The sequence below is a fragment of the Maribacter sp. HTCC2170 genome (assembly GCF_000153165.2).
In the GTDB taxonomy this organism is placed as follows: Bacteria; Bacteroidota; Bacteroidia; order Flavobacteriales; family Flavobacteriaceae; genus Maribacter_A.
On the sequence record NC_014472.1, the window covers coordinates 1777172 to 1799826 of the forward strand.

Here is a 22655-nt window from a genome sequence, read left to right on the forward strand (position 1 = left end):
ATATTTTTAGCGGTAAAGACCGTTCAATAATGATAGAAATAGAACGCAAGTTTTTGGTTAAATCTGATGAGTTCAAAAATGAAGCAACTTCGAAAAGAAGAATTGTCCAAGGTTTTTTGAATACCCATCCCGAAAGAACAGTACGCGTAAGAATCAATGAGGACATAGGATATTTGACAATAAAGGGAAAATCAAATGAAGAAGGTACTTCTCGTTTTGAATGGGAGAAGGAAATAGATTTACAAGAAGCAGAAGCCTTATTGGGCTTGTGCGAGAAATCAGTTATCAATAAAATGAGGTATGAAATACCTGCAGGAAAATATATCTTTGAGGTAGATGAGTTTTTTGATGACAATAAAGGTCTTATAGTTGCCGAAATCGAATTGCAAAACGAAAATGATGAATTTGACCGACCAGACTGGTTAGGAGAAGAAGTAACGGGTCAGGTTAAATATTACAATTCACTATTGAGCAAAGCACCTTTTAAAAAGTGGTAAGATGAAATATACTCTATGCTTGTTGACTTTATGTGTTTTTGTGTCTTGTAAACAAGAGCAAAGTGCTGTAACTGAAGTTGATGAAATAGTTGAAGTAGTGAAAGAAAAATCAGTTCGGGAAATTAATGAAGAGTTGATTAAAAAAGGGTATAAAACATTTGATTTTGTGGATGAGGTTACTAAAGACACTATGTTGATGCAACAGTATTTTATAGCTTTTCTTAAAAGAGGTCCTAACCGTTCACAGAATAAAGCTGAGAGTGATAGTCTACAAACTATGCATATGGAGCATTTAGGAAGAATGTACGAGGAAGGTTATGCCGATATTTCTGGTCCATTTGGTGATGATGGTGATATTCGTGGTATCACGATTTATAATACTCCGACCTTGGAAATAGCCGATAGCCTTGCCAATATGGACCCTATGGTAAAAGCGGGTCGTTTGGTAATAGAAATTCATCCTTGGTGGGCAGCAAAGGGTTTTCCCTTGCGCTAATAGTTATTGGGCTAGGATTCCTTTTTTGTCCAATAGTGGGATTTTGGCCAATGCTTTTTCGGTTACTGAACCTTTTGGAAAAAGGAACTTTTTTTCAAACAATGTACCATCTACATAATAGGTTAAATGAAACTCATTGTTTAGTTGGAGTACCTCGTTTTGAACGAATTCTATTTTTTGAAAGGATTGGGCATCCAAAGCTTCCATACTGTGGCGCATTAAAGCAGTTTTGGTTTCTCCATCATGACCTTTAGAGACAATGAAAACCATTTCAATGGTATTTGATCCATTATTTAAAAGATACGCATTCCATTCATCGGTCTTGAATTCATCATTCCATTCTAATACCATAGCTATATGAATATCTTTAACTACGGGTATTTCAATATCTTTTTTCAATAAGAAAAAGTTATAGGGTGCTTTTAAATTGCTCTAAGAAACGAACATCATTTTCACTCAATAATCGAATATCAGATATTTGATGAAGTAATAAGGCAATACGATCTATTCCCATCCCAAAGGCAAAACCTGAATACTCGTTTGAGTCTATCCCACAATTTTCCAGTACGTTTGGATCAACCATACCACAGCCCATTATTTCTAACCAACCGGTCCCTTTGGTCATCTTATAATCGGTTTCAGTCTCGAGTCCCCAGTAAACATCAACTTCTGCACTTGGTTCGGTAAATGGGAAGTATGATGGTCTTAGCCTGATTTTTGATTTCCCGAACAACTCAGTTGTGAAAAACTGTAGGGTCTGCTTAAGATCTGCAAAAGAAACATCCTTGTCAATATATAAACCTTCCACTTGATGAAAAAAGCAATGTGAACGAGCAGATATGGCCTCGTTTCTATAAACCCTTCCAGGAGAAATCGTTCGGATTGGAGGTTTGTTGTTCTCCATATAACGCACCTGAACGGATGAAGTATGCGTTCTTAATAAGATATCTGGATCGGTTTGAATGAAGAATGTGTCCTGCATATCCCTTGCTGGATGATATTCAGGAAGGTTTAAAGCTGTAAAGTTATGCCAATCATCTTCAATTTCGGGCCCCTCTGAAACATTGAAGCCTATTCTTGAAAAAATGTCGATAATCTGGTTCTTTACAAGAGAGATAGGATGCCTTGAGCCTAATGCCATTGCTTCACCTGGCCGGGTTAAATCCCCATAAATACTAGCCTCGTCCGTTTTGTTCTCCAATGTATCTTTTAAGGAATTAACTCTTTCCGTGGCCGAAATCTTCAACTTGTTTATTGTTTGGCCAAATTCCTTTTTTTGCTCGTTGGGAACGTTTTTAAACTCAGCAAAAAACTCATTGAGAAGACCTTTTTTCCCCAAATATTTAATTCGAAAAGCCTCTAAAGCTTCATTAGATTCAGCTTTGAAATTTTCAACTTCAGCAATATGTTCCTTTATCTTATCGATCATGATACAAAACTAAGAGGACAAATTTAAAACAATCTATGAAGTATAGCCACTCAAAGGCATAAAAAACCGCGTCTTTATCGAGGACACGGTTTATTTGCTGTTAAAACTATATTCTAGTGTTTATAATCTACATGTTCTTTAATCCACTTGGCACAATCCTTAAAAGTATCGAAAATATGTTCTTCAGGAATAAAATCAGGAATAATGTCAATACGTTCCATCATATATCTGGGCTGTCTCAATAGGTCAACAAAAAGTACGGTAATATCTTTTTTGTTGAGTTCTTGCAAAACATCTTCCATGGCATATAGACCAGACTGATCCATATATTGCATTCTATCAAGTCGAATGATAGTATAGGATGCGGTACTAGGAATCTGATTTGCCAGTTGTTGAAATTCACTAGTTGTTCCAAAGAATAAAGGCCCTTTAATGTGTTTAATAAAGACTTCTTCTTCAAACTCTTTTGGAAAATCTGCTTCATCGGCCCATCCTTTCTCTTTACCCAATGACTTTACCTCTGAGCGCTCAGCGGTAAGATCACCAAGTTTCTTCATGAACATTAAGGAGGCAATCACCAATCCAATACCCACTGCGTATACGAGATTCCAAAAAGTGGAAAGTACCAATACCACAATCATTACGACTACCTCAGAGCTTAGCTTTAATGGCCCTAACTTTATATCTTTTGGTAAATTGGGAATAGCTTTTAGTCCTTTATAATCCATCACCGCTATACCTACGGTTATTAAAATACCCGCTAAAACAGCGGCTGGAATTTGTGATGCTATTGGCCCCATTGCTAGTAGAATCACTAATAAAAGAATCCCAGCAACCATTCCGGATAATCTGGTCTTTCCGCCTGAATTAATGTTTACTACTGTTCTTATGGTTGCACCGGCTCCAGGAATTCCACCAAAAATACTGGCGATTGTATTTCCTATTCCCTGACCAATCAACTCCTTATTTGGTTTGTGCTTGGTTTTAGTCATATTATCAGCAACAACCGATGTTAATAACGAATCGATAGCTCCTAAGAGTGCGAGGGTTAGAGCCGTGAATATATAGGGAGAAATGGATCCAAACTCAAACGCTGTGAATATCTCCAAATTGGGCATTGGAAAACCTTCTGGGATTTTTTCAATTGTTCTGTAATCAAGTCCAAAACCATAAGCAACTCCTGAAACCAGTATCAATGCAACAAGCGTACTAGGTACTGTTGTGGTGATGCGCTTAAATCCATAAATAATTAGAATGGTCGCAAGAGCAAGACCGAGTTCGAGCCAATTTATATTTTTCAAAGCTCTGGGCAAGACCTTAATAGCACCCAAAACACCTGAAGCTTCCTTAGCTGCCAAAGTCTTCGATTCTTCCCAAATGGTTGTTTCAGTTACTTCGTCGGCCCTTGAGATGGTTTCTTTAAAATCTTCCAGTACGAGAATACCTTCTCCAGCTTCATCTTTAAGGATGTTTTCTAAAATCAATTCTTCAGCCTGAGGTTTAAAGGGTTCAACCCAAGAATCATCTTCTTTCGGATAGTACCCTAAAGCAGGCATAATCTGGGTGATAAGTATAATAACACCTATTGCTGTCATAAAACCTGAAACCACGGGATAAGGAATGTATCTAATGTATTTTCCAATACCCAAAAGACCTAAACCTATTTGCATTAAACCTGCCAATAAGAATATTGTCAAGATAGCTGGGAGTGCTTTTTCAACACTGCCGTCATAAACAGCAATAATACCAGCAATGACCACCATACTTACTGCGGTCATTGGTGCAGTTGGGCCGGAAATTTGAGTGTTTGTACCCCCAAACAAAGCGGCGAAAAAACTAATGAATATTGCGCCATAAAGACCTGCACTAGGCCCTAGACCTGAACTTACACCAAATGCAAGTGCCAAGGGGAGGGCAACAATTCCTGCAGTGATTCCTCCTAGAAGATCACCTTTAAAATTTGAAAATAAATTTTTCATTTTACAGATTGAATTTGATTATAGTAAGACAACTTTACCTGTAGAAAGGTGATATACGCCGCCTACAATATTGATTTCGCCATTGACTTCCATTTCTTTAAGAATTGGACTCTTTTCACGAATTCTTTCAATAGAAAGTGCAACGTTATTTTCTACGGTTTTTGCTACAAATTCACTGTTTGAAGAACTGGCTTCACCCTCAACTTGGTCTGATGTTTGTTTTACTGCAGGCAGAATGTTTCCTAACATTGAGGTGATGTTTCCTAATTCAACACCGTCGATAGCAGCTTTTACTGCACCACAGGATTCATGGCCCAATACCAACACCAGTTTACTACCAGCAGCTTTACAAGAGTATTCAAGGCTTCCTAAAATGTCGGTGTTTTCAAAATTTCCGGCAACGCGTGCAACGAAAACATCACCGATACCTTGGTCAAAAATGGTTTCTACAGGAACTCTGGAGTCAATACAAGATAAAACCACAGCTTTGGGGAATTGTCCACCGACGGTTTGGTTTCTTTGACTTTCAAGATCCCTGGATTCCATTTTCGTTTCAATGAATCTTTTATTCCCATCCATTAAATCAATTAGCACACCATTTGGTGTTAAGGATGATTGTGTTGCTTTATCTAGTGCTTTATGTATCATTTCAATAGTTTTAAATTGGTAAATAGTAAAATCCCCTATAAGATATATAAGGTAAGAACTTCAAATTGAACAGATGAAGTATTATTATAAAACTAACTTAATTCCGGGGGGGGAAGAAAAATGTTCAATGTAGGGCCATAACACTCCTCAAGATAGAATGTGTTGTTTCCAGATTTACTTACTGAATAAGAAGAAAGGGAATTATTCCAAATGTGATAAAAGGTGTCTTTATCACTACTTTCTTTTTCACCTTCCTTATTTTCTTTTTGGTTGTCGTCCTCATTTTGGTCCAAGACCAACTCCATTTTATTATCAGAATCAATTAAGGAAATAACCGAAGGGGCCACAATGCTTGTTGCAAGAAAAATAGAAAGAACAATTTGCAAAAAGAGTTTCATTGTTGGCTATTCTTGAATTTCGGCTAAAATAATGGACTTTCCTTTAAATAGCGTTAAAGAAAGACTAAAAATCCTTTAACAGTTTAATACTTTCTGAAGTAACCCAGCCGGTTTTGCCATCAACTATCTTGATTTTTTTCCATTCATTCAATTCTTCAAGAACATTTACCTTGGTGCCTTCATGGAGTATAAATATCTGTTCACTTCTTTTGTTAGGTTCGGCCTTAATGCGTACTTCACTGTCAAAGACAATCGCGGGCTGATCTGAACTGAAGTCACTATACTGTATAAAAGCAAATATCACTGCAATAATTGAAACAAAAAGACAGGCAAAACTGCCAATAAAGGCGATTCGCTTTTTAGTGGCATAAGTAAAATAGTAGAAAGCTATATATAGTAGCACAAATAAAATCATGAATACAATCGCGGTATAGCTCCATTGATCAAAAGTCATTATTCCAGTAATGGTCTTGTATATTTTTGTTAAACCTGTTTCTGGCAAGGTTTCAATGGCATCAAGAGTCATATTTTGAGCATAAGAAAGGTTGTTTTTTATTTCGTTATCATTGGGCGACAACAAAAGAGCTTTCTCATAATTATAAATGCTTGGCGCGATTTGGTTCAGCTTATAATAGGCATTGCCTAAATTAAAATAGAGTTCCGCGGAATGTTGTCCGTTTTCTAAAATCTTCGAATAACTATCAATAGATGTTTGATAGTCTCCGTTATTATATGCCTCGGTGGCCTTATTGAAAATAACGTCATTTTGAGCAATTCCCAAAAATGAGAATAGGAATACAATTATGGAAAGTAGTTGCTTCATAGTCTATAATTGTTTGTCCAGATAAGAGATTACCTCACTAGCCTTATCATAATCCTGTTGCATCTGAACATCTGAAAAGGGACTGTATCGGGCCATTTCGCAGTTCTTCAGTAAACCTATAAAACCATCTTTTGTTGGCTCATCTACTTTCTTTTCGATTAACAAAGTTGCTATTTTATCCTTGCTGAATTCAGAAGTCTCAATCTTTAATTTGGCCTTCAAGTAATTATGTAATGCTTTTTCCAAGGCTACATAGAACGCATCTTTTTTACCTAAGGTCTTTTTAGCCGCTGATAAATATTTTCTGGCCAATTTATTGGCTCTTTTTATTTTATTGCCTGCTATATCACCTGCAATGGCCTCGCGTTTCTTTCTGAATACAATCGCTAACGGAATTAACAACAGCGGTAATAACCACCATAGGAAGAAGCATGTTGAGCCAAAAAAGTAATTACTCCCTATTGTCTTAAGATTTGGTTTTAATTTTATGAAACTAAATTGATTCCCTGTGGTAACGACCGATTGTTTGGATGTGCTTGTATTTGCAGATGGAGAGGTTGTAGAATTCGTTGGCCCCTCTATTACATTGATTACTATTTCTTCAGAATTCAGCGTATGGTATTTTGCTGTTTTAGGATTGAAGTAACTAAAAGCAATACTTGGCACTGGGTATTTTCCTTTGAATGAAGGAACAATAGTATAACTATCACTTACCTTACCCCTCATACCACCAAGGTTGGTTCGGACACTTTCATTATGTTCAGGGTCGTATACCTCCAACGAACCTGGTAATTCTGGTTTCGGTAATTGAAACAATTTAAGATTTCCTTTACCATCAACTTCAACAACCGCCTGAAGTGATTCAGACGCATTTAAACTGGACTTACTAGTTGTGACACTAAAGTCAAATTCGCCAACAGCCCCTCCAAAATCTGCAGGTTTACCTGCAGTAGGCAACGCTTTTACATTAATTGTTCTTTTGCCTGCGGCTACTGTTTTGTTAGTCTGCGTATAAACTCTTCCCCCAAAAAAGTCACGCTTATTTGTTGGGACATCAACAGTAACATCCAAAGACAAGGGTTCAATCTCTAATTTTCCAGTTTTTTGAGGATATAACACTACCCTTTTCAATATGACGTAGCGATAGGGTTTTCCCTTATAAGTCCCGTTTTCTGCATTTAGACGCTGCACTGGAATATCTTGGCTCCAGAAATTATTGTATTTGGGGTTGTCCAATTGACGGTAATTGGAAACACGGATAGACGGACTTACATACAGTTTATAAACTACACTGATTTCTTCATTAAGGTAGGGATCGCTTTTGGACACCTCTGCTACCAAATGTAAATTGTCACTGGCATAATCGTCTGCGGTAGTTTGGCCATTAGGTTTATCAACAGCAGCGGTTACCTCAACCTTTTTCGCCAATGATTTATAGGTTTTCCCTTCTATGACGATAGAAGCCTGTTTTATAGTGTAATTGCCACGAGCCGTAGGGGCCAGCGTATATGAATAAGTTTTGGAATAAGAACGTACTCCATTGATCCATGAGGAACTAATTGCCTGTGAAGGTCCCATAAGCACCCTAAACCCATTAAAATCAGGAGGTGTAAAGTCGTCGCCATCTTTGTTCATGGTAAACTCAACACGTAATCTTTCATTGATTCCCAGTTTTTCTTTACTGAGATTCATTTCAAAAGTCACGGCATCACCCTGAGCGTTCATCACAAAAGCAATGAACAACAACGGAAGAAATGATATGAGGGTTTTTAAATTCATTTTAATTACCAATCCTTTTCATTTTTGACCTTGGCACCTTTGACCTTTTGGGCATCTATTTTTTCCTGTACTTTTTTCTCCTCGTTCTGCATGGCCTCTAACAGATTTTGAATCTGTTGCTTGGACAATTGATTGGGTCTTGGCTGCTGCTTTTGTTCCTGAGGTTGATCTCCTTTTTCAGGCTGTTTTTTTTCTTCCTCCTTTTTATCACCATCACCTTCTTTATTGTCCTCTTTCTTTTCTTCGCCTTTATCCCCTTCGTCGCCCTCGTCTTTTTTGTCGCTTTCGTCCTGATCCTTGTTATCCTCTTTGTTATCCCCGTCGTTCTTTTGATCTTGGTCTTGTTTGTCTTTCTGGTCCTGATTATCCTTGTTTTCGTCGTTTTTCTCTTGCTCTTCTTGTTCCTTTTTTAAAAGCTCTTTGGCCAAAGCAAGATTATAGCGGGTTTCTTCATCTTTCGGATTGTTTCTCAACGCCTCTTTGTATGCTTCAACCGCTTTTTCATACTGCTTCTGTTTCATGAACACATTGCCCATATTGTGGTAGGCCTTGTGTTTATCTGCTTTTCCATTGGCCAATTCACCAGCTTGTTTAAAACGTCCAAAGGCCTCGCTATAGGTTTCCTTATTGTAATAAGCATTTCCTAAATTATAGGGTGCGGCATTGTTCTCTTCACTTTTGGCAATCGCTCTTCGGTAATCTACTTCAGCAGAAACAAAATTATCTTCAGACAAGGATTTGTTTCCTTCCCAAGTTAAGTTAGTCGACTCATTGAGAGCCTTCTCTTTTAGCTTCTCCTCTTTCTTGTCTTGTGCAATAGAGGCAGAACCTATAAATAACAATATGAGTAAATACTTGTTCATCTTATGTTTCTCTATTCTTTTCATTGAAAAGGTTCAACTTTTTAAGCCATTTGGTCTTTTTATCAAGAATAAAAACATCCAAAAATAAAAATAAAAGCCCTCCTCCTAAAAACCATTGAAACTGATCTTTATATTCTGCGAATTGCTTGGCTTCAAACTCGGTCTTGTCCATTTGAAGAAGAATCTCCTTTATCTGTTCTACTGCATCTGAGGTATTGGAACCATCTATATATTCCCCTTCCCCTTCGCTTGCGATATCTTGTAAAATGGTTTCATTCAATTTTGTGATCACTACCTCCCCCTGTCTGTCTTTTTTCAAACTTTCTACAACACCGTTTCTTTTAATGGGGATGGGTGCTCCTTTACTTTTTCCCACTCCGATTGTAAAGATTTGAATACCTTCTTCGATAGCATCATCTACCGCTTTCAAGGTTGTTCCCTCTGAATGGTCTTCGCCATCTGAAATAATAAACAAAACACGATTGGTCTGTTCCTCGTCATCGTAATATGTGGTCGCCAATTCAATGGCTTCGTTGATAGCCGTGCCTTGGGAGGTCAACATATTGGTGTTCATATTTTGGAGGAACATCTTTGCAGCACCATAATCAGTGGTGATTGGCAACTGTGGGAATGCTTGCCCAGCATAGGCAATTATTCCAATACGATCACTTGCCAATTGGTTGATAATTTCTGAAACCAGACGTTTAGCCTTTTCCAGACGATTTGGCGCAATATCCTCAGCCAGCATACTTTTAGAAACATCTACCGCAAAAACAATGTCAACACCTTCTCTTTTTACAGTTTCCAATTTTGTCCCAATCTTGGGGTTGACCAACCCCAGAGTCAATAAAGTAATACCCAAAAGAAAGAACAATAATTTTAAGGTGGACTTAAAACTAGACCTATTGGGTGTTAATCTTTTAAACAATGCTATATCGGCGAATTTTTTCTGTGTGCGTTTTTTCCAGATTTGGAGCAAAATGAACAGCACTACCATTACCGGAATGATGGCAAGCACATAGAAATATATTTTTTCGTCGAACTGAATCATATCTTAAATAAAACTTCGGAACAATGTATTACGGAACAACCACTCCAATAGAAGTAGAGCCCCTGCCAAAAAAATCCATGGCCTAAACTTCTCCTCGTATTTGTAATATTTGAATTCCTCTACTTCTGTTTTTTCCAATTTGTTGATTTCATCGTAAATGGCTTCCAGTTTTTCATTGTCGGTTGCCCTAAAGTATTTGCCACCTGTGGTCTCAGCTATTCCTTCTAATAATTTTTCATCGATTTCTACCTGGCGCATTCCATATCTATAAGAACCATCTGCATTATACGCTATTGGCGAAAGGGCATTTCCGTTGGTTCCAAGACCAATAGTGTATGATTTTATGCCATACTCAACGGCAAGATCGGCAGCCGTTTGTGGCTCGATAAAACCGGAGTTGTTTACACCATCTGTAAGCAAGATGATAATTTTACTTATTGCCTTACTTTCTTTAAGACGGTTTACTGAAGTCGCCAAACCCATTCCAATAGCGGTACCATCATTCAATTGCCCATAGGTGATTTCACGAAGTGAATTCAATACAATTGATTTATCACTGGTAATCGGAGTTTTAGTAAAGGCTTCCCCTGCATAAGCAACAAGGCCTATTCTATCATTAGGTCTTTGACGAATAAAATCAGCCGCAACTTCCTTTAATGCTGATAAACGATTAGGTTTTAAATCTCTTGCCAACATGCTCGAAGAAACATCAATGGCCATTACAATATCTATACCCTTAGTTGTTTTTGTCCTAGTTGAAATATCCTCGGTCTGTGGTCGTGCCATTGCGACAATTATAGATGCCAAAGCCAATATTCGAAACACGAATAACAATGGTTTTATTTTTGGAAGGATGCTCGATTTTGAAAAACCTTTCAAACTCGAAATTTTAAGAGAAGCTGTTTGCTCACGTCGTTTTAGAACATACCACAGAATGGCCAGTGGAAGCAGCAATAGCAACCAAAGGAACTCCGGATTCGCGAATGATATATTCTCTATCATTTATACTTCTGTTTTAACTTCAACAGTTGTCAATATTCTATCTATAATCTCTTGTGCATAGGTGTCTCCATCTTGCCAGGTCAACAGGATTTGTTGTTGAAATCCTTTGCCCCCAAAACTTAGGATTACATATTTCCCTTTAATCAGATCTTCCGATTCTGGAACTTTGAATTTTCCGCTTCCATAAGTTTTTATGCCTTTAACCCCTGTTACGGTAACAAACTCTTCTTGTTTGGTAATGATGTTTTTTGCCCCCTGATTTTCAAAGTTTTTGAGCAATTGCTCAATCGTCTTCTCAAATTCTGGCTCAGCTGGTTGGGTAAAAGTGGTTGAGGTACTCGCCAAAGTCAATAGCGCTTTATCATCTCTAAAGGCAAAAGATTGCAATTCTTTTATGGTTGCTTTTGCCTCAGCAGGGATTTCAATTACCTGTCTTACCAAAACTTCTGGTGTTTCTAAATTTATTGGAGGAGATCCGTAGGAACTTGCAACCCATTCGTTATCCAATAGTTTTTTAGTAGGGTGCCCAGACACAGTGTCCCAAGCTTTTTTCACCCCATAATAACTGACAAATGTTACAGCGGAAACCAACACTAAAGCAGCTGCCGCAGTTCCTGCTAGCACCCATTTTTTTCGTTGTTGTTTGCGCGCCAATTCTTCTAGATATTCTTCTTGTGCCATAAGTTCCTCAAGGGTCGGTTCTGGAATGGCGTCGTGTGTCTTCACCACAATTTGTTCAACTGCCTTGCGATCTTGATGGGCCACCGAAGTCGGAGGTTTTGACTTGGCAAATTTCACTAAATCGGCAGTTTGAAGAATGTTTTTGAATTGTTTAATGGTGTCAGTATCTAGGTCAAGTTCTCCGGCATCTTTAAGCATCTCTAACTTGGTAATCAACTCATTAGTAGTACTTTCAAGTGCTGATACATTGGCATCTTCCTCTAAATATGAACGAACAATATCTGTAAGTTCAGAATAGTATTGTTTGTATTCGTCTTTAATCAAGTACTTGGAGTTGTCCAACTTTTTCAATTCTAGAAGTGCCCTATCATATGGTGGTAGAAGCGCTTCTTTCTCTTCTTCCGTCAAGGGCTTTTTACGCAGTACAAACCAATATACCAAGGCTCCTATAATTCCTAAAACAACGAGAACGATTAATAAGATGATCCACCATTGAGAGTTACTTTTCTCGACTTGTATCAATGGTTTTATGTCATACATTTTTTGTGCGAGGGTATCTACAGGAACCGTAGCAACATTTACAAGTAATGAATCGGTGAAAAATCCTTTGCCATTGATTTCGATGCGCTGCGATGGCAATTTGTAGAATCCAGAATCAAACTGCGTAAGGGCATAGGTTTTCAATAGAGTTACCCTGTCGTTCTTTCGAGTTGTATCTGTGGCAAATGCCTCAACGGTTTCCAGTGGAGAGAATGTTTGACCTTCTGGAAAAATGACAATATCGGTAGAATCTACTTCAACGATGACTTTGAATTTTAGTTGATCACCAATTTTTATGAAGGTGGTATCAACTTCTGAGGAAACTTTTGGAGCGTTCTGTCCAAATCCATTTAAAGAAACTAAAAACAGGCATATAACCATACATCGCAAGCTTTGCGATGGTATCTTTATATTCTGTATTTCAAAATTCAAACTTCCCACTTATCCTCTTCTTTTAAAATAGCCTAATAGCTTCTTCACATAACTCTCATCAACTCTACAGCTCAAAACCCCACAACCTGATTTGGTAAAGGTCTCCTGAAAATACTTTACCCTATCGCGATGATGTTGCCCATAAGCATTACGCACCCTTTTTGATTGGGTGTTTATCAATTGAAAGGCACCCGTTTCAGCATCTTGCATTTGTACCATGCCCAAATTTGGAATGTGTTCTTCACGCTCATCATAAACCCTTATTCCGGTAACATCATGTTTGTTGCCGGTAATTTTTAAGGTTCGTTCATAATCCTCAGCAATGAAATCTGAAAGCACAAATACGATGGCCTTCTTCTTCATTACATTGGTCAAATATTTTAAGGCCTCGGCAATATCTGTTTTGTTGCTTTTTGGCTTAAATTCAAGTAATTCCCTAATGATTCTTAGAACATGCGTCTTTCCCTTTTTGGGTGGAATAAAAAGCTCTACCTCATCGGAAAACAGAATTAGCCCCACTTTATCATTATTCTGCAAAGCAGAAAACGCCAAGGTGGCTGAAATTTCAGTGATAACTCCTTTTTTGAATTGATTGGTTGTTCCGAAAAGTTCGGACCCACTCACATCAACCATCAACATCATGGTGAGTTCCCGTTCTTCCTCAAAGACTTTTACATAAGGTTCATTATATCTCGCAGTAACATTCCAGTCTATACTACGTACATCATCACCAAATTGATACTGCCGGACTTCACTAAAAGTCATTCCGCGACCTTTGAAGGTGGAATGGTATTCCCCTCCAAAAATATGATCGGAAAGACGCCGTGTCTTAATCTCGATCTTACGAACTTTCTTTAGTAATTCTTTGGTATCCATTGTCGTTTAATAAACCTTACTTATCATTTAGAAAAAGTAGTAGGTTATTTAGGGGGTTGATGAAGTTTTTGGCATTTGACCAATCCTTATTTTTAAGGCACCTCAACCTCATTAACAATTTTGTTGATGATTTCCTCAGAAGTAATGTTCTCAGCTTCGGCTTCATAGGTAATGCCTATTCTGTGCCTGAGCACATCATGCACTACAGCCCTTACATCCTCTGGGACAACATACCCCCTTCGTTTGATAAAAGCATAACATTTAGCAGCATTTCCTAGATTAATACTACCACGTGGTGAAGCTCCAAAGCTAATTAAGGGTTTTAGGTTTTCTAGGTTATATTTTTCTGGATAACGGGTCGCAAAGACAATATCCAAAATGTATTTTTCTATTTTCTCATCCATGTAGACCTCTCTAACTGCCTTTTGGGCACTTAGGATCTGCTTGGTAGTAATGACCGGTTTTACTTCATCGTATTTACCTAAAAGATTCTGGCGCATAATCAATTGCTCCTCATTCATTTTAGGATAGTCAATAACTGTTTTCAACATAAAACGGTCAACCTGTGCCTCAGGTAGTGGATAGGTACCTTCCTGTTCTACTGGGTTTTGGGTAGCCATAACCAAGAATGGTTTATCCAGGATAAAAGTCTCGTCACCAATGGTTACTTGCTTTTCTTGCATTGCTTCCAATAGTGCTGATTGTACCTTTGCCGGTGCCCTATTTATTTCATCTGCCAACACAAAGTTGGCGAAGATTGGCCCTTTCTTAATCGAAAAATCATTTTCTTTCATGTTGTAGATCAATGTACCCACAACATCTGCAGGCAAAAGATCGGGCGTAAACTGTATTCTGCTAAAACTTCCTTTAACGGCTTTTGCCAAGGTAGTTATGGCGAGGGTTTTTGCAAGTCCAGGAACACCTTCCAATAAAATATGACCTTGTCCTAAAAGACCAATGAGCAATCTTTCGACCATATGTTTTTGGCCTACGATTACCTTATTCATTTCCAACATTAGCAAGTCTATAAAAGCACTTTCCTTGGCAATTTTCTCGTTCACTGCGCTAATGTCTACAGTAGTATTTTCTTCCATATATTTTAATATGTTTTCTGGTAATGGTTTGTTTTGATCTTAACAGTGGTGCAAATTGAAAATTTATTCATTGTATCGCTGTTAACGATTGGTTAAAAAATGACGATAGCCCCTATTTTTATGAAGTTTTTAAGTGATTTCTTTTTAATTTCACATACCTATGGCAAACATAACAAAATTTTCAAAAATTATTGCTGGAACCATGACTTGGGGCAGATGGGGAAAACAGCTTAAAAAAAAGGAAATAATCGGCTTAATGCAGCACTGTTTCGAGTTGGGAATCACCACTTTTGACCATGCCGATATTTATGGTGGATACACTACTGAGGAGGACTTCGGAAATGCATTCCCAAATACTAAAATCAAAAGAGAAGATATTCAGCTGATCTCTAAATGCAGTATTCAATTAATGTCTGATAATCGGAAAAGCACTGTTAACCACTACAATTATACTAAGGAGCATATTATTTGGTCTACAGAAAATTCACTTAAAAACTTGAAGACTGATTATTTAGATTTGTTATTGTTACACAGACCCAGCCCGTTAATGGATCCTGATGTTATTAAAGAAGCCGTTGAAGAACTTTTGAAAGCGGGAAAGATATTAGAGATCGGAGTATCTAATTACACACCTTCCCAAATGGCCATGCTTGAGTCCAGATTGCCAATGGCAGCTAACCAAATAGAGTTTTCTTTAACAGCTAATTCTGTGATGTATGATGGTTCTTTGGATGATATTGTGGCAAACAATAGATTGGCCATGTCATGGAGTCCGTTAGGGAGTTATTTTAGGGAAAACACACCAAAAACACAACGTATTCGGAGAGAATTGGCACCCATGATGGATAAATACAATGCAACCGAAGACCAACTTTTATTGGCCTGGATTATGAAGCATCCCGCAAAAGTACTTCCGGTGGTTGGCACCACAACTAAAAATCGTTTGACAGATGCCCTTAAGGCAAGTGACATACAAATGGACTTGGAAGATTGGTTCATTTTATTGGAGGCCAGTCTTGGTCATTCGGTACCATAATATTGATTGAATAATATGAATAAAATAGCTTTAATAACTGGGGCGACAAGTGGCATTGGTCGCGCAACAGCTCAACTTTTTGCAGAGAACAATTTCAATATAGTCCTTTGTGGAAGGCGTCAAGAAAGATTGGACGCATTAGAAAAAGAACTGGAAAAATTAACCCGAGTGCATACCTTGAATTTTGATGTTCGCAACAAGGCAGATGTCACAAGTAAAATTAACGCATTGCCCAAGGATTTTTGCAATATTGACATTTTGGTAAATAATGCGGGGAATGCCCATGGATTGGATTCCATTGAAGAAGGAAGCCTAGACGATTGGGATGCCATGATCGATATTAATGTGAAAGGGTTACTTTATGTCTCGAAAGCTGTATTGCCAACTATGGTTGCTGAAAAGGCTGGTCATATCATAAATATAGGATCGACAGCCGGGAAAGAAGTGTACCCCAAAGGAAATGTGTATTGTGCAAGTAAACATGCGGTTGATGCTATCAATCAAGGCATGCGTATCGATTTGAATCAATATGGAATTCGAGTGGGGGCGGTAAACCCTGGATTGGTTGAGACCGAATTCAGTCAGGTACGTTTTAAAGGTGATGATAATAAGGCCGATGTTGTCTATAAAGGATTCCAACCCTTAAAACCAGAAGATATTGCCGATATCATTCTTTTTGTTGTGACTCGACCATATCATGTGAACATTGCAGATCTAGTAGTTATGCCAACAGCGCAAGCAAGTAGTACGATTGTGAAGAAAGAACTATGATCAACAAACGCCTTCTCGTAAAAAACCTTCTCGCACATAACGACGAGAATAGTTTCTACGACAAAAAGCGTTTTATTGCCATTGGTCACAAAGAAGGAAAAGCCAAGTTTTTAAAACATGTTTGTGCTCTTGCCAATAGCAATCCAAAAAACAATTCATTTATCGTCGTCGGGGTGGAAGATGAAGACAATAAGATTGTTGGGGTCGATTTTTTTGATGATAGTAAGATCCAAAACTTGGTAAATGCCTATCTAGATAATCCACCGTTGATTGCTTATGAGAATATTCCGTTTCCGCATTTAGAGGAAGGTAGGGTCGTTGGCTTGGTTACCATAAAATCGAACGGACGGGTATGTGCTCTTCGAAAAAATATTTGGAAGTACTACGGCGGTTCGGTCTTTTTTAGAGAAGGTAGTATCAGCTTGCCCAAGGCCTATGATATAGAGTTGAAAGACATTAATTCCGAGGCTGTTTCCACCATTGAACTGCACGCCCGTAACAATATTGAACTTACCCTCGATGGTGTTATTGACTTTATAAATAATCGACATAAGGACCTTGAAAGTAACTACAAGGTTTTTAAAGAACAGTTTGTGGTCTGTTGGGCGGGGAACACTAAAAAAGTAAAAGAGGAAGTATATTTTTCCAGGGTAGATATTGAGCTGATCAACGAACAGGTAAAACTGTTCTATTCTACCTTGGATGAGGTGTCTATTCATTATGATGACACCACCTTTAGCACCATCGAATATGTTCGTTTAGGTTTGGGAAATAAACTCAATTATTACCCCTTGGAAAAGGTGGCGATTACCTTTGAAGATAATGGCACGTACCAAATTCAGAGTGAGCTTGTTTTTAATCCTCCCCAATATGAAAAAAAGACCCTCCATCACATTCTCAATGCTAATAATACCTTACTTCAAAAACTGGAGAAAAATATCGCCTTGAGTCGAGTAGAAAAAGGAGATTTAAGACTATTACCTGCCACCTACCTTATCTGTTATTTAAACGGATTTGAAGAGGCCAAGGAACAAATGGAAAAGGCAAGACCACTTTTAAAAAAGAATAATCAAGAAGTGTATAAATCGCTAAAAGAGTCGTTGCGCATCTTAAGAAAGGTGAAGTATAATTGATTTTATGTTACCTGTTGCAAAATCCAATTCGAAATTACGCTAAATACCAATTGGGGAAAGCTTTGTTCAATAACTCCAAATTCATTTGTAGAACAATATAATTGTACAACTAGTAGAACGGAGAGTCTCAATTTAAAAATCATTCTTCCAAGGTTTTGATAAGGCTGTCAATTTTTTGCAGTCTTGGCATGTAGATTTTTTTGACAATCCATCTAAAATATAAGTAATAGGCAATACTTGCACCCATCCCGAGAAGTAGTGTTAATAAAAAGAAGGCAGTAGGGCCTTTTGCGTAGAGATGAGCACCGATAATAAACATGAAATAACCAGTCATCGGTGGCAAGATATACCAGTACATTGCCGTGTCTGTCATATTTTTAAGATACCTTAAGTAACCTCTGTTTTTCTTTAGGTAATCCAAATAGTTTAGTAGAATTGATTTTGGTTGTTTTTCTTTTATTTTTCTAAGTCTAAACATGTACCATATGGCCCACAACACTATTAGAAAAGACGCAATTTTAGATAGTACAGGAGGCACCCAGTAAACAATAAACAAGAATACAGGAATAATTATAATAACAGCAATTTGCTCTACCAAAAGACTATACTTTATCAACCTATGAAATCGATCTAAACTCGATTGCATGTCTAGCATCAATCTCGATTTCTCGAATTTTATTTGTTCCTGTTCGGGGGAGGATTGCCAGATTTGTATCAATTCGTCTTCTATCATGATATAGGTCTTAAACAGTTCAACAATTTCTTTTTGATGCGCTTTATTTTTACAGCAATATTATTTTCCGTCAAGCCGGTAACTTTGGATATCTCTTTATAAGGCAGTTGCTCCAAATAAAGTGTGATGACTGCTTTATCGGCTTCGTTGAGTTGTTTGATGCATTTTCGTAATTGTAAAAGTTGACCATGCCTTTCTTGATCATCTTCCGTAGCGATTTCAGTTTTGTGAAAGTGAATGGCTTGACTGTTCATTCGTAACATCTTCTTTTTCCTCTTTATTTCCTTTGTTTTTAATCGAAGACAAACGTTCAAGGTAATCCGGAACATCCATGTACCCATCGAGGAATTCCCTTTGAAAGAAGGCATTGATTTCCAGATATGAATCAAAACTTCTTGAAAAAGGTCTTTGGTGTCTTCAGTATCTTTGCCATAAACAGAGCAAATCCTGAAGAGTTTCTGCTGGTTTTGCTCCAAGGTCTTCAGAAAGGTGGTTTCAAGTGTTTCGTTCATTTTTAATTCTTCTCTCTACTAAATTTAGTTACAAGATCTGTTGATTTATGACAAAGAGTTCAACTTTTTTAAGCTTTTTTCCAGAAACGGCTTAAAACAACTCATATTTCAGAAAGGGTGTTATAAACCCAATTCCACTCTGTTTTTAAGCGAATTATACCGTAACTTTAGAGAGGTTTCACCGCTTTTATAATGCTCTTTAATTTTGGACAAGAAGAAAAAAATCATAGATAGGATTTTTAAGGCCCAAGGAAAAAATGGCTTTTGGAAAACACTGCCTCAAACCCACAAATATTATCCTGATTATACACATTATGTTCCAAATTTCAAGGCAACATTATGGACATTGATTCTTTTGGCAGACCTTGAGCATGATCAAAATGATCCAAGGGTAAAAAAACCCTTAAAAGAGATACAACAACATTTTTTTGACACCAAACATGGTATCTATACCCTAAAAAAAGATCATTTTCCTATTCCCTGTTTAAATGGGAATATGATTTATCTTGATGCCTACTTTAATGACAATCCAAGTGATAAAAGTTTCAGAGCGCTGGAATTCTTTTATAAATACCAAAGGTTTGATGATGGTTGTTATATAGGTGATAAAAATGAATTTTGCTCTAACACCAGTTGCTATGGCAAACATTCCTGTTATTGGGGAATCACCAAATTATTGAAAGGTATTTCATTCATTCCAAAGCAATTAAGAACGGCCCAGACAAACGATTTATTGAACAGATGCATTCAGTATGTTTTGTTACATAAGGTTTGTTATAGTTCTAGAGATAGCTCCAAGGTTATGATCAAAGGGATAGATAGACTTACCTTTCCTAATATGTACAAGAGTGATTTTTTAGAAATACTGTGGTTATTAAAACGAGAAAAGGTAAAATCTCATGAACTCGATGCTGCAATTGTGCTTTTAAGGTCAAAAAAACAAGAAGACGATAACTGGAACTTGGAAAAACAGATGCATAATATGGTGACGAGTATTGGGGCAAAAGACCGGCCAAATGCTTTTGTAACTAAAAGAGGACATGAAGTCTTGGAATATTATTCTTAAACTTGATATAGATTTCATAATTATTAAAAAATGAACAACTTTTTAGTCAATGTCGAATGGTTAAATACTCATCTTAAAGAGCCCAACATGGTAGTTCTTGATGCAAGTCAACCCAGTAGTCCTTCAGAACCAATAAGCATTCCTGGCGCTCGCGTCTTTGACCTAAAAAACACTTTTAGCGATACAAGTTCTGAATACCCAAATACCTTTCCTTTAGTTGAACAATTTGAACGGGAAAGTAGAAGATTGGGTATAAACAAGAAAAGTAAGGTCGTGGTGTATGACAATCGTGGCATCTATTTTAGTCCTAGGGTCTGGTGGATGTTTAAAGTTATGGGGCATGAGAATGTAGCCGTTTTGGATGGTGGTTTGCCAGAATGGGAACAACAAGGATTTAAAACTGAAACTAGAAAAACCATCAAATATGCAATCGGTGATTTCACTGCTTCATTGCAGCCTAATGTGTTGAAGAACTTTGATTTTGTTTTAAAGAATATAGATCAAGAAGAAAGTTTGGTTGTAGATGCGCGCTCCGCTGGTCGTTTTAATGGAACAGCTCCAGAACCTAGAAAGGGTTTACGAAGTGGGAGTATTCCAAAATCCATGAACATACCTTACGAGACCTTACTCGAAAATGGCAAATTCAAAAACAAAGAGGGACTTCTAGAAATCTTTGGCAAGAAAGAGTTGGGTGATCAACCTTTGGTCTTTAGTTGTGGGTCTGGTGTTACGGCCTGTATTGTTTTATTGGCTACGGAACTGGCCGGACTTAACAATGAAAAAGGAGTTTTTGACGGTTCTTGGACCGAATGGGCGCAAAGAACTGATTCATAAAATGCAAAAGGAGATAAACTATATTTAGCTTACCTCCTTATGTTTTGATTGATGAAAGTATATTGGGGGAAAATTCGCCGTGATTAGTGGCTATATTTTTGGTCTGTTGCCCATCTTATTCTTTTACTGGCGTTGAAACTTGAAAGAAAGGCATTCTTTTTTGATTGGGTGGGGAACTGATTGGTGATGGTGGTTGTCATTAGTTCTGTTTTTTAGGTTGTATTGTTGTCTTTAGTCGTGTTACGACTTATCTGTAATTCCTACTTGCTGTCCAGCTTACTCTTTTGCTGTTCCTAAAGTTTGAAAAGATGGTTGATGTTCTTGCTTGTGTTGGTGTTGTGCCGATTGTTGCTCTCATGATGTCTTGTTTTAGATTGTTGTGTTGATCGTTGTTATTTCTTATCTATAATTCCTACTTGCTGTCCAGCTTACTCTTTTGCTGTTCCTAAAGTTTGAAAAGATGGTTGATGTTCTCGCTTGTGTTGGTGTTGTACTGATTGTTGCTCTCATGATGTCTTGTTTTAGATTGTTGTGTTGATCGTTGTTATTTCTTATCTATAATTCCTACTTGCTGTCCAGCTTACTCTTTTGCTGTTCCTAAAGTTTGAAAAGATGGTTGATGTTCTCGCTTGTGTTGGTGTTGTACTGATTGTTGCTCTCATGATTTATATTTTTAAATGTTAATAATTATTTGATTTATACTAACAAGACGACAACAATATTATTTTGTTACAGTACTATGTAATAAATAGTACTGTTTTAAACAATATTTAACAAATTTTTAAAGAAAATAAAATGTAAATAGTTGAAAATGAGATAAATAAAAAAAATCACTTTTTTTCATAATTTTTTGCTAAAAACCAAAAAACAACAAAATAGTATACTTCCTAGGTTAAATAAATAGTAATATAAAGAGGTGGATTTTGAAATCGGGCAATCAAGATGATACCGCTAAATATTAATTTCCGAAAATAGCATCATGGGTTGGTAAAGAAGGTATGGCCCCAAAATTTGTGGTAGTGATGGCACCGGCGGCATTTGCTTTTTTAACCATTTCAATCAATAAATCCATATCCTTTAATATATCCATAGGATTGTGAATGGTAGATATTTGATAAAGCAGGCAACCAATAAAGGCATCTCCAGCACCGGTAGTATCCACCGGGTTAACGCTAATGCTCGGAATGGTATGTTTTGAATTCTCTGTACTCAACAGTGTACCTTCGCCACCCAACGTAATAGCAATCACTGCAGTACCAATTTCGTGTAAAACGGCACAACATTCCTCTAAATTGGTCTTTCCTGAAAGCAATTGTGCCTCCTCAAGACTAAATTTGCACAAATGCGCTTTTTGAACAAAGGGCATACATTTTTTTATAAAGACTGCTTCTTCGCCTTTCCAAAGGTCCCCCCTAAAATTAGGATCAAAACTTATAAAAGCATTTTGTGTTAGGGCATCAAAAAAGTAACGGCTATATGCAGATTCCAGGTCGCCACCCAATAGGGCAGTTGCAGCCCCAAAATGAACCATATTTTCTTTAAAACTTGTTTTTAGGCTAGAGTCGTACTTTAATTCCTTATCAGCACCACGACTAAAGACAAAATCACGTTCACCGTCTTCGGCGATAGAGACAAAGGCTATGGTAGTAAAACTTTTACAACGTTGGGTAAGGGTTATGTCCACATGGTTTTCATCCAACACATTCAATAAAAAAGAACCAAATTGATCATCACCAACGGCACCAATGAATTTACTTAAACCACCCAATTTGGCTATTGCACAAGCCACATTGGCTGGTGCTCCGCCAGCTTTTTTAGTAAATACATCTGCTTTGGAAAGATCATTGCCCTGCTTTTCAGCAACAAAATCGATGAGTAATTCCCCAATACAATACACCTTCTTCATAACCTCTATACTTTGTTGGAGCAAAAGTAATTACAAATGAAAGCTTACCCCAACATTTTGTGATGAAAAACTAAAA

At 37.4% G+C, this 22655-nt stretch carries 23 protein-coding genes; 7 read left to right on the forward strand and 16 right to left on the reverse strand.

Going from position 1 to position 22655, the window contains the following annotated elements:
* Positions 1-29: 29 nt before the first annotated feature.
* Together FB2170_RS07820 and FB2170_RS07825 are read left to right on the forward strand one after the other, a co-directional pair.
* Positions 30-497, forward strand: coding sequence for a CYTH domain-containing protein (locus FB2170_RS07820; protein WP_013305994.1), 468 nt, complete (start codon positions 30-32; stop codon positions 495-497).
* Position 498: 1 nt separating this feature from the next.
* Entirely contained in the window at positions 499-993 is a 495-nt protein-coding gene (locus FB2170_RS07825) for a YciI family protein (RefSeq protein ID WP_013305995.1), read from the forward strand.
* 3 nt (positions 994-996) lie between these two features.
* Here FB2170_RS07825 and FB2170_RS07830 read toward each other — a convergent pair whose 3' ends face one another.
* From FB2170_RS07830 to FB2170_RS07890, 13 genes are all read right to left on the reverse strand, one after another.
* Complete coding sequence (locus tag FB2170_RS07830) at positions 997-1392, reverse strand: hypothetical protein (RefSeq protein WP_013305996.1); 396 nt, start codon at positions 1390-1392, stop codon at positions 997-999.
* A gap of 10 nt (positions 1393-1402) precedes the next feature.
* Complete coding sequence (gene pheS / locus FB2170_RS07835; protein WP_013305997.1) at positions 1403-2422, reverse strand: phenylalanine--tRNA ligase subunit alpha; 1020 nt, start codon at positions 2420-2422, stop codon at positions 1403-1405.
* Between the two features lie 113 nt (positions 2423-2535).
* Positions 2536-4401 (reverse strand): SulP family inorganic anion transporter, encoded by a 1866-nt coding sequence (locus FB2170_RS07840; protein ID WP_013305998.1) that lies wholly within the window; start codon positions 4399-4401, stop codon positions 2536-2538.
* A gap of 18 nt (positions 4402-4419) precedes the next feature.
* Positions 4420-5049, reverse strand: coding sequence for a carbonic anhydrase family protein (locus FB2170_RS07845; RefSeq protein ID WP_013305999.1), 630 nt, complete (start codon positions 5047-5049; stop codon positions 4420-4422).
* 92 nt (positions 5050-5141) lie between these two features.
* Entirely contained in the window at positions 5142-5447 is a 306-nt protein-coding gene (locus tag FB2170_RS07850; RefSeq protein ID WP_013306000.1) for a hypothetical protein, read from the reverse strand.
* Positions 5448-5511: 64 nt separating this feature from the next.
* Positions 5512-6270, reverse strand: coding sequence for a tetratricopeptide repeat protein (locus FB2170_RS07855; RefSeq protein WP_013306001.1), 759 nt, complete (start codon positions 6268-6270; stop codon positions 5512-5514).
* A 3-nt stretch (positions 6271-6273) separates the two neighbouring features.
* On the reverse strand, positions 6274-8049 hold the full coding sequence (locus FB2170_RS07860) for a BatD family protein (protein ID WP_013306002.1): 1776 nt from the start codon (positions 8047-8049) through the stop codon (positions 6274-6276).
* Positions 8050-8054: 5 nt separating this feature from the next.
* On the reverse strand, positions 8055-8936 hold the full coding sequence (locus tag FB2170_RS07865) for a tetratricopeptide repeat protein (protein ID WP_013306003.1): 882 nt from the start codon (positions 8934-8936) through the stop codon (positions 8055-8057).
* The gene (locus FB2170_RS07870; protein WP_013306004.1) at positions 8914-9963 is read right to left on the reverse strand and encodes a VWA domain-containing protein; all 1050 of its coding nucleotides are present in this window, start codon (positions 9961-9963) and stop codon (positions 8914-8916) included. The genes FB2170_RS07865 and FB2170_RS07870 overlap by 23 nt, the downstream gene beginning before the upstream one ends.
* 3 nt (positions 9964-9966) lie before the next feature.
* Entirely contained in the window at positions 9967-10965 is a 999-nt protein-coding gene (locus FB2170_RS07875; protein WP_013306005.1) for a vWA domain-containing protein, read from the reverse strand.
* A complete protein-coding gene (locus FB2170_RS07880; RefSeq protein WP_013306006.1) occupies positions 10966-12567 on the reverse strand; it encodes a hypothetical protein in 1602 nt (533 codons plus the stop codon).
* A 60-nt stretch (positions 12568-12627) separates the two neighbouring features.
* The gene (locus FB2170_RS07885; protein ID WP_013306007.1) at positions 12628-13494 is read right to left on the reverse strand and encodes a DUF58 domain-containing protein; all 867 of its coding nucleotides are present in this window, start codon (positions 13492-13494) and stop codon (positions 12628-12630) included.
* A 92-nt stretch (positions 13495-13586) separates the two neighbouring features.
* A complete protein-coding gene (locus FB2170_RS07890; protein ID WP_013306008.1) occupies positions 13587-14588 on the reverse strand; it encodes an AAA family ATPase in 1002 nt (333 codons plus the stop codon).
* 160 nt (positions 14589-14748) lie between these two features.
* On the opposite strand from FB2170_RS07890, the gene FB2170_RS07895 reads away from it, so the two are divergent.
* From FB2170_RS07895 to FB2170_RS07905, 3 genes are read left to right on the forward strand one after another with little or no spacing between them, the layout of a single operon-like run.
* A complete protein-coding gene (locus tag FB2170_RS07895) occupies positions 14749-15624 on the forward strand; it encodes an aldo/keto reductase family oxidoreductase (protein WP_013306009.1) in 876 nt (291 codons plus the stop codon).
* A gap of 15 nt (positions 15625-15639) precedes the next feature.
* Positions 15640-16395: an SDR family NAD(P)-dependent oxidoreductase gene (locus FB2170_RS07900; protein WP_013306010.1), complete on the forward strand. Its 756-nt coding sequence runs from the start codon at positions 15640-15642 to the stop codon at positions 16393-16395.
* Positions 16392-17528 (forward strand): ATP-binding protein, encoded by a 1137-nt coding sequence (locus tag FB2170_RS07905; protein ID WP_013306011.1) that lies wholly within the window; start codon positions 16392-16394, stop codon positions 17526-17528. Before FB2170_RS07900 ends, FB2170_RS07905 begins: the two co-directional genes overlap by 4 nt.
* Before the next feature lie 139 nt (positions 17529-17667).
* Here the strand turns inward: FB2170_RS07905 and FB2170_RS07910 are convergent, their stop codons facing one another.
* The gene (locus FB2170_RS07910) at positions 17668-18261 is read right to left on the reverse strand and encodes a hypothetical protein (protein WP_013306012.1); all 594 of its coding nucleotides are present in this window, start codon (positions 18259-18261) and stop codon (positions 17668-17670) included.
* Complete coding sequence (locus tag FB2170_RS07915) at positions 18258-18773, reverse strand: RNA polymerase sigma factor (RefSeq protein ID WP_013306013.1); 516 nt, start codon at positions 18771-18773, stop codon at positions 18258-18260. Before FB2170_RS07915 ends, FB2170_RS07910 begins: the two co-directional genes overlap by 4 nt.
* 205 nt (positions 18774-18978) lie before the next feature.
* On the opposite strand from FB2170_RS07915, the gene FB2170_RS07920 reads away from it, so the two are divergent.
* Complete coding sequence (locus tag FB2170_RS07920) at positions 18979-19839, forward strand: hypothetical protein (protein WP_013306014.1); 861 nt, start codon at positions 18979-18981, stop codon at positions 19837-19839.
* A gap of 30 nt (positions 19840-19869) precedes the next feature.
* Positions 19870-20673 carry a sulfurtransferase gene (locus FB2170_RS07925; protein WP_013306015.1) on the forward strand — a complete coding sequence of 268 codons (804 nt, stop codon included), beginning with the start codon at positions 19870-19872 and terminating at the stop codon, positions 20671-20673.
* 958 nt (positions 20674-21631) lie between these two features.
* Here FB2170_RS07925 and FB2170_RS07930 read toward each other — a convergent pair.
* Entirely contained in the window at positions 21632-22579 is a 948-nt protein-coding gene (locus tag FB2170_RS07930) for a carbohydrate kinase family protein (RefSeq protein WP_013306017.1), read from the reverse strand.
* Positions 22580-22655 lie beyond the last annotated feature (76 nt).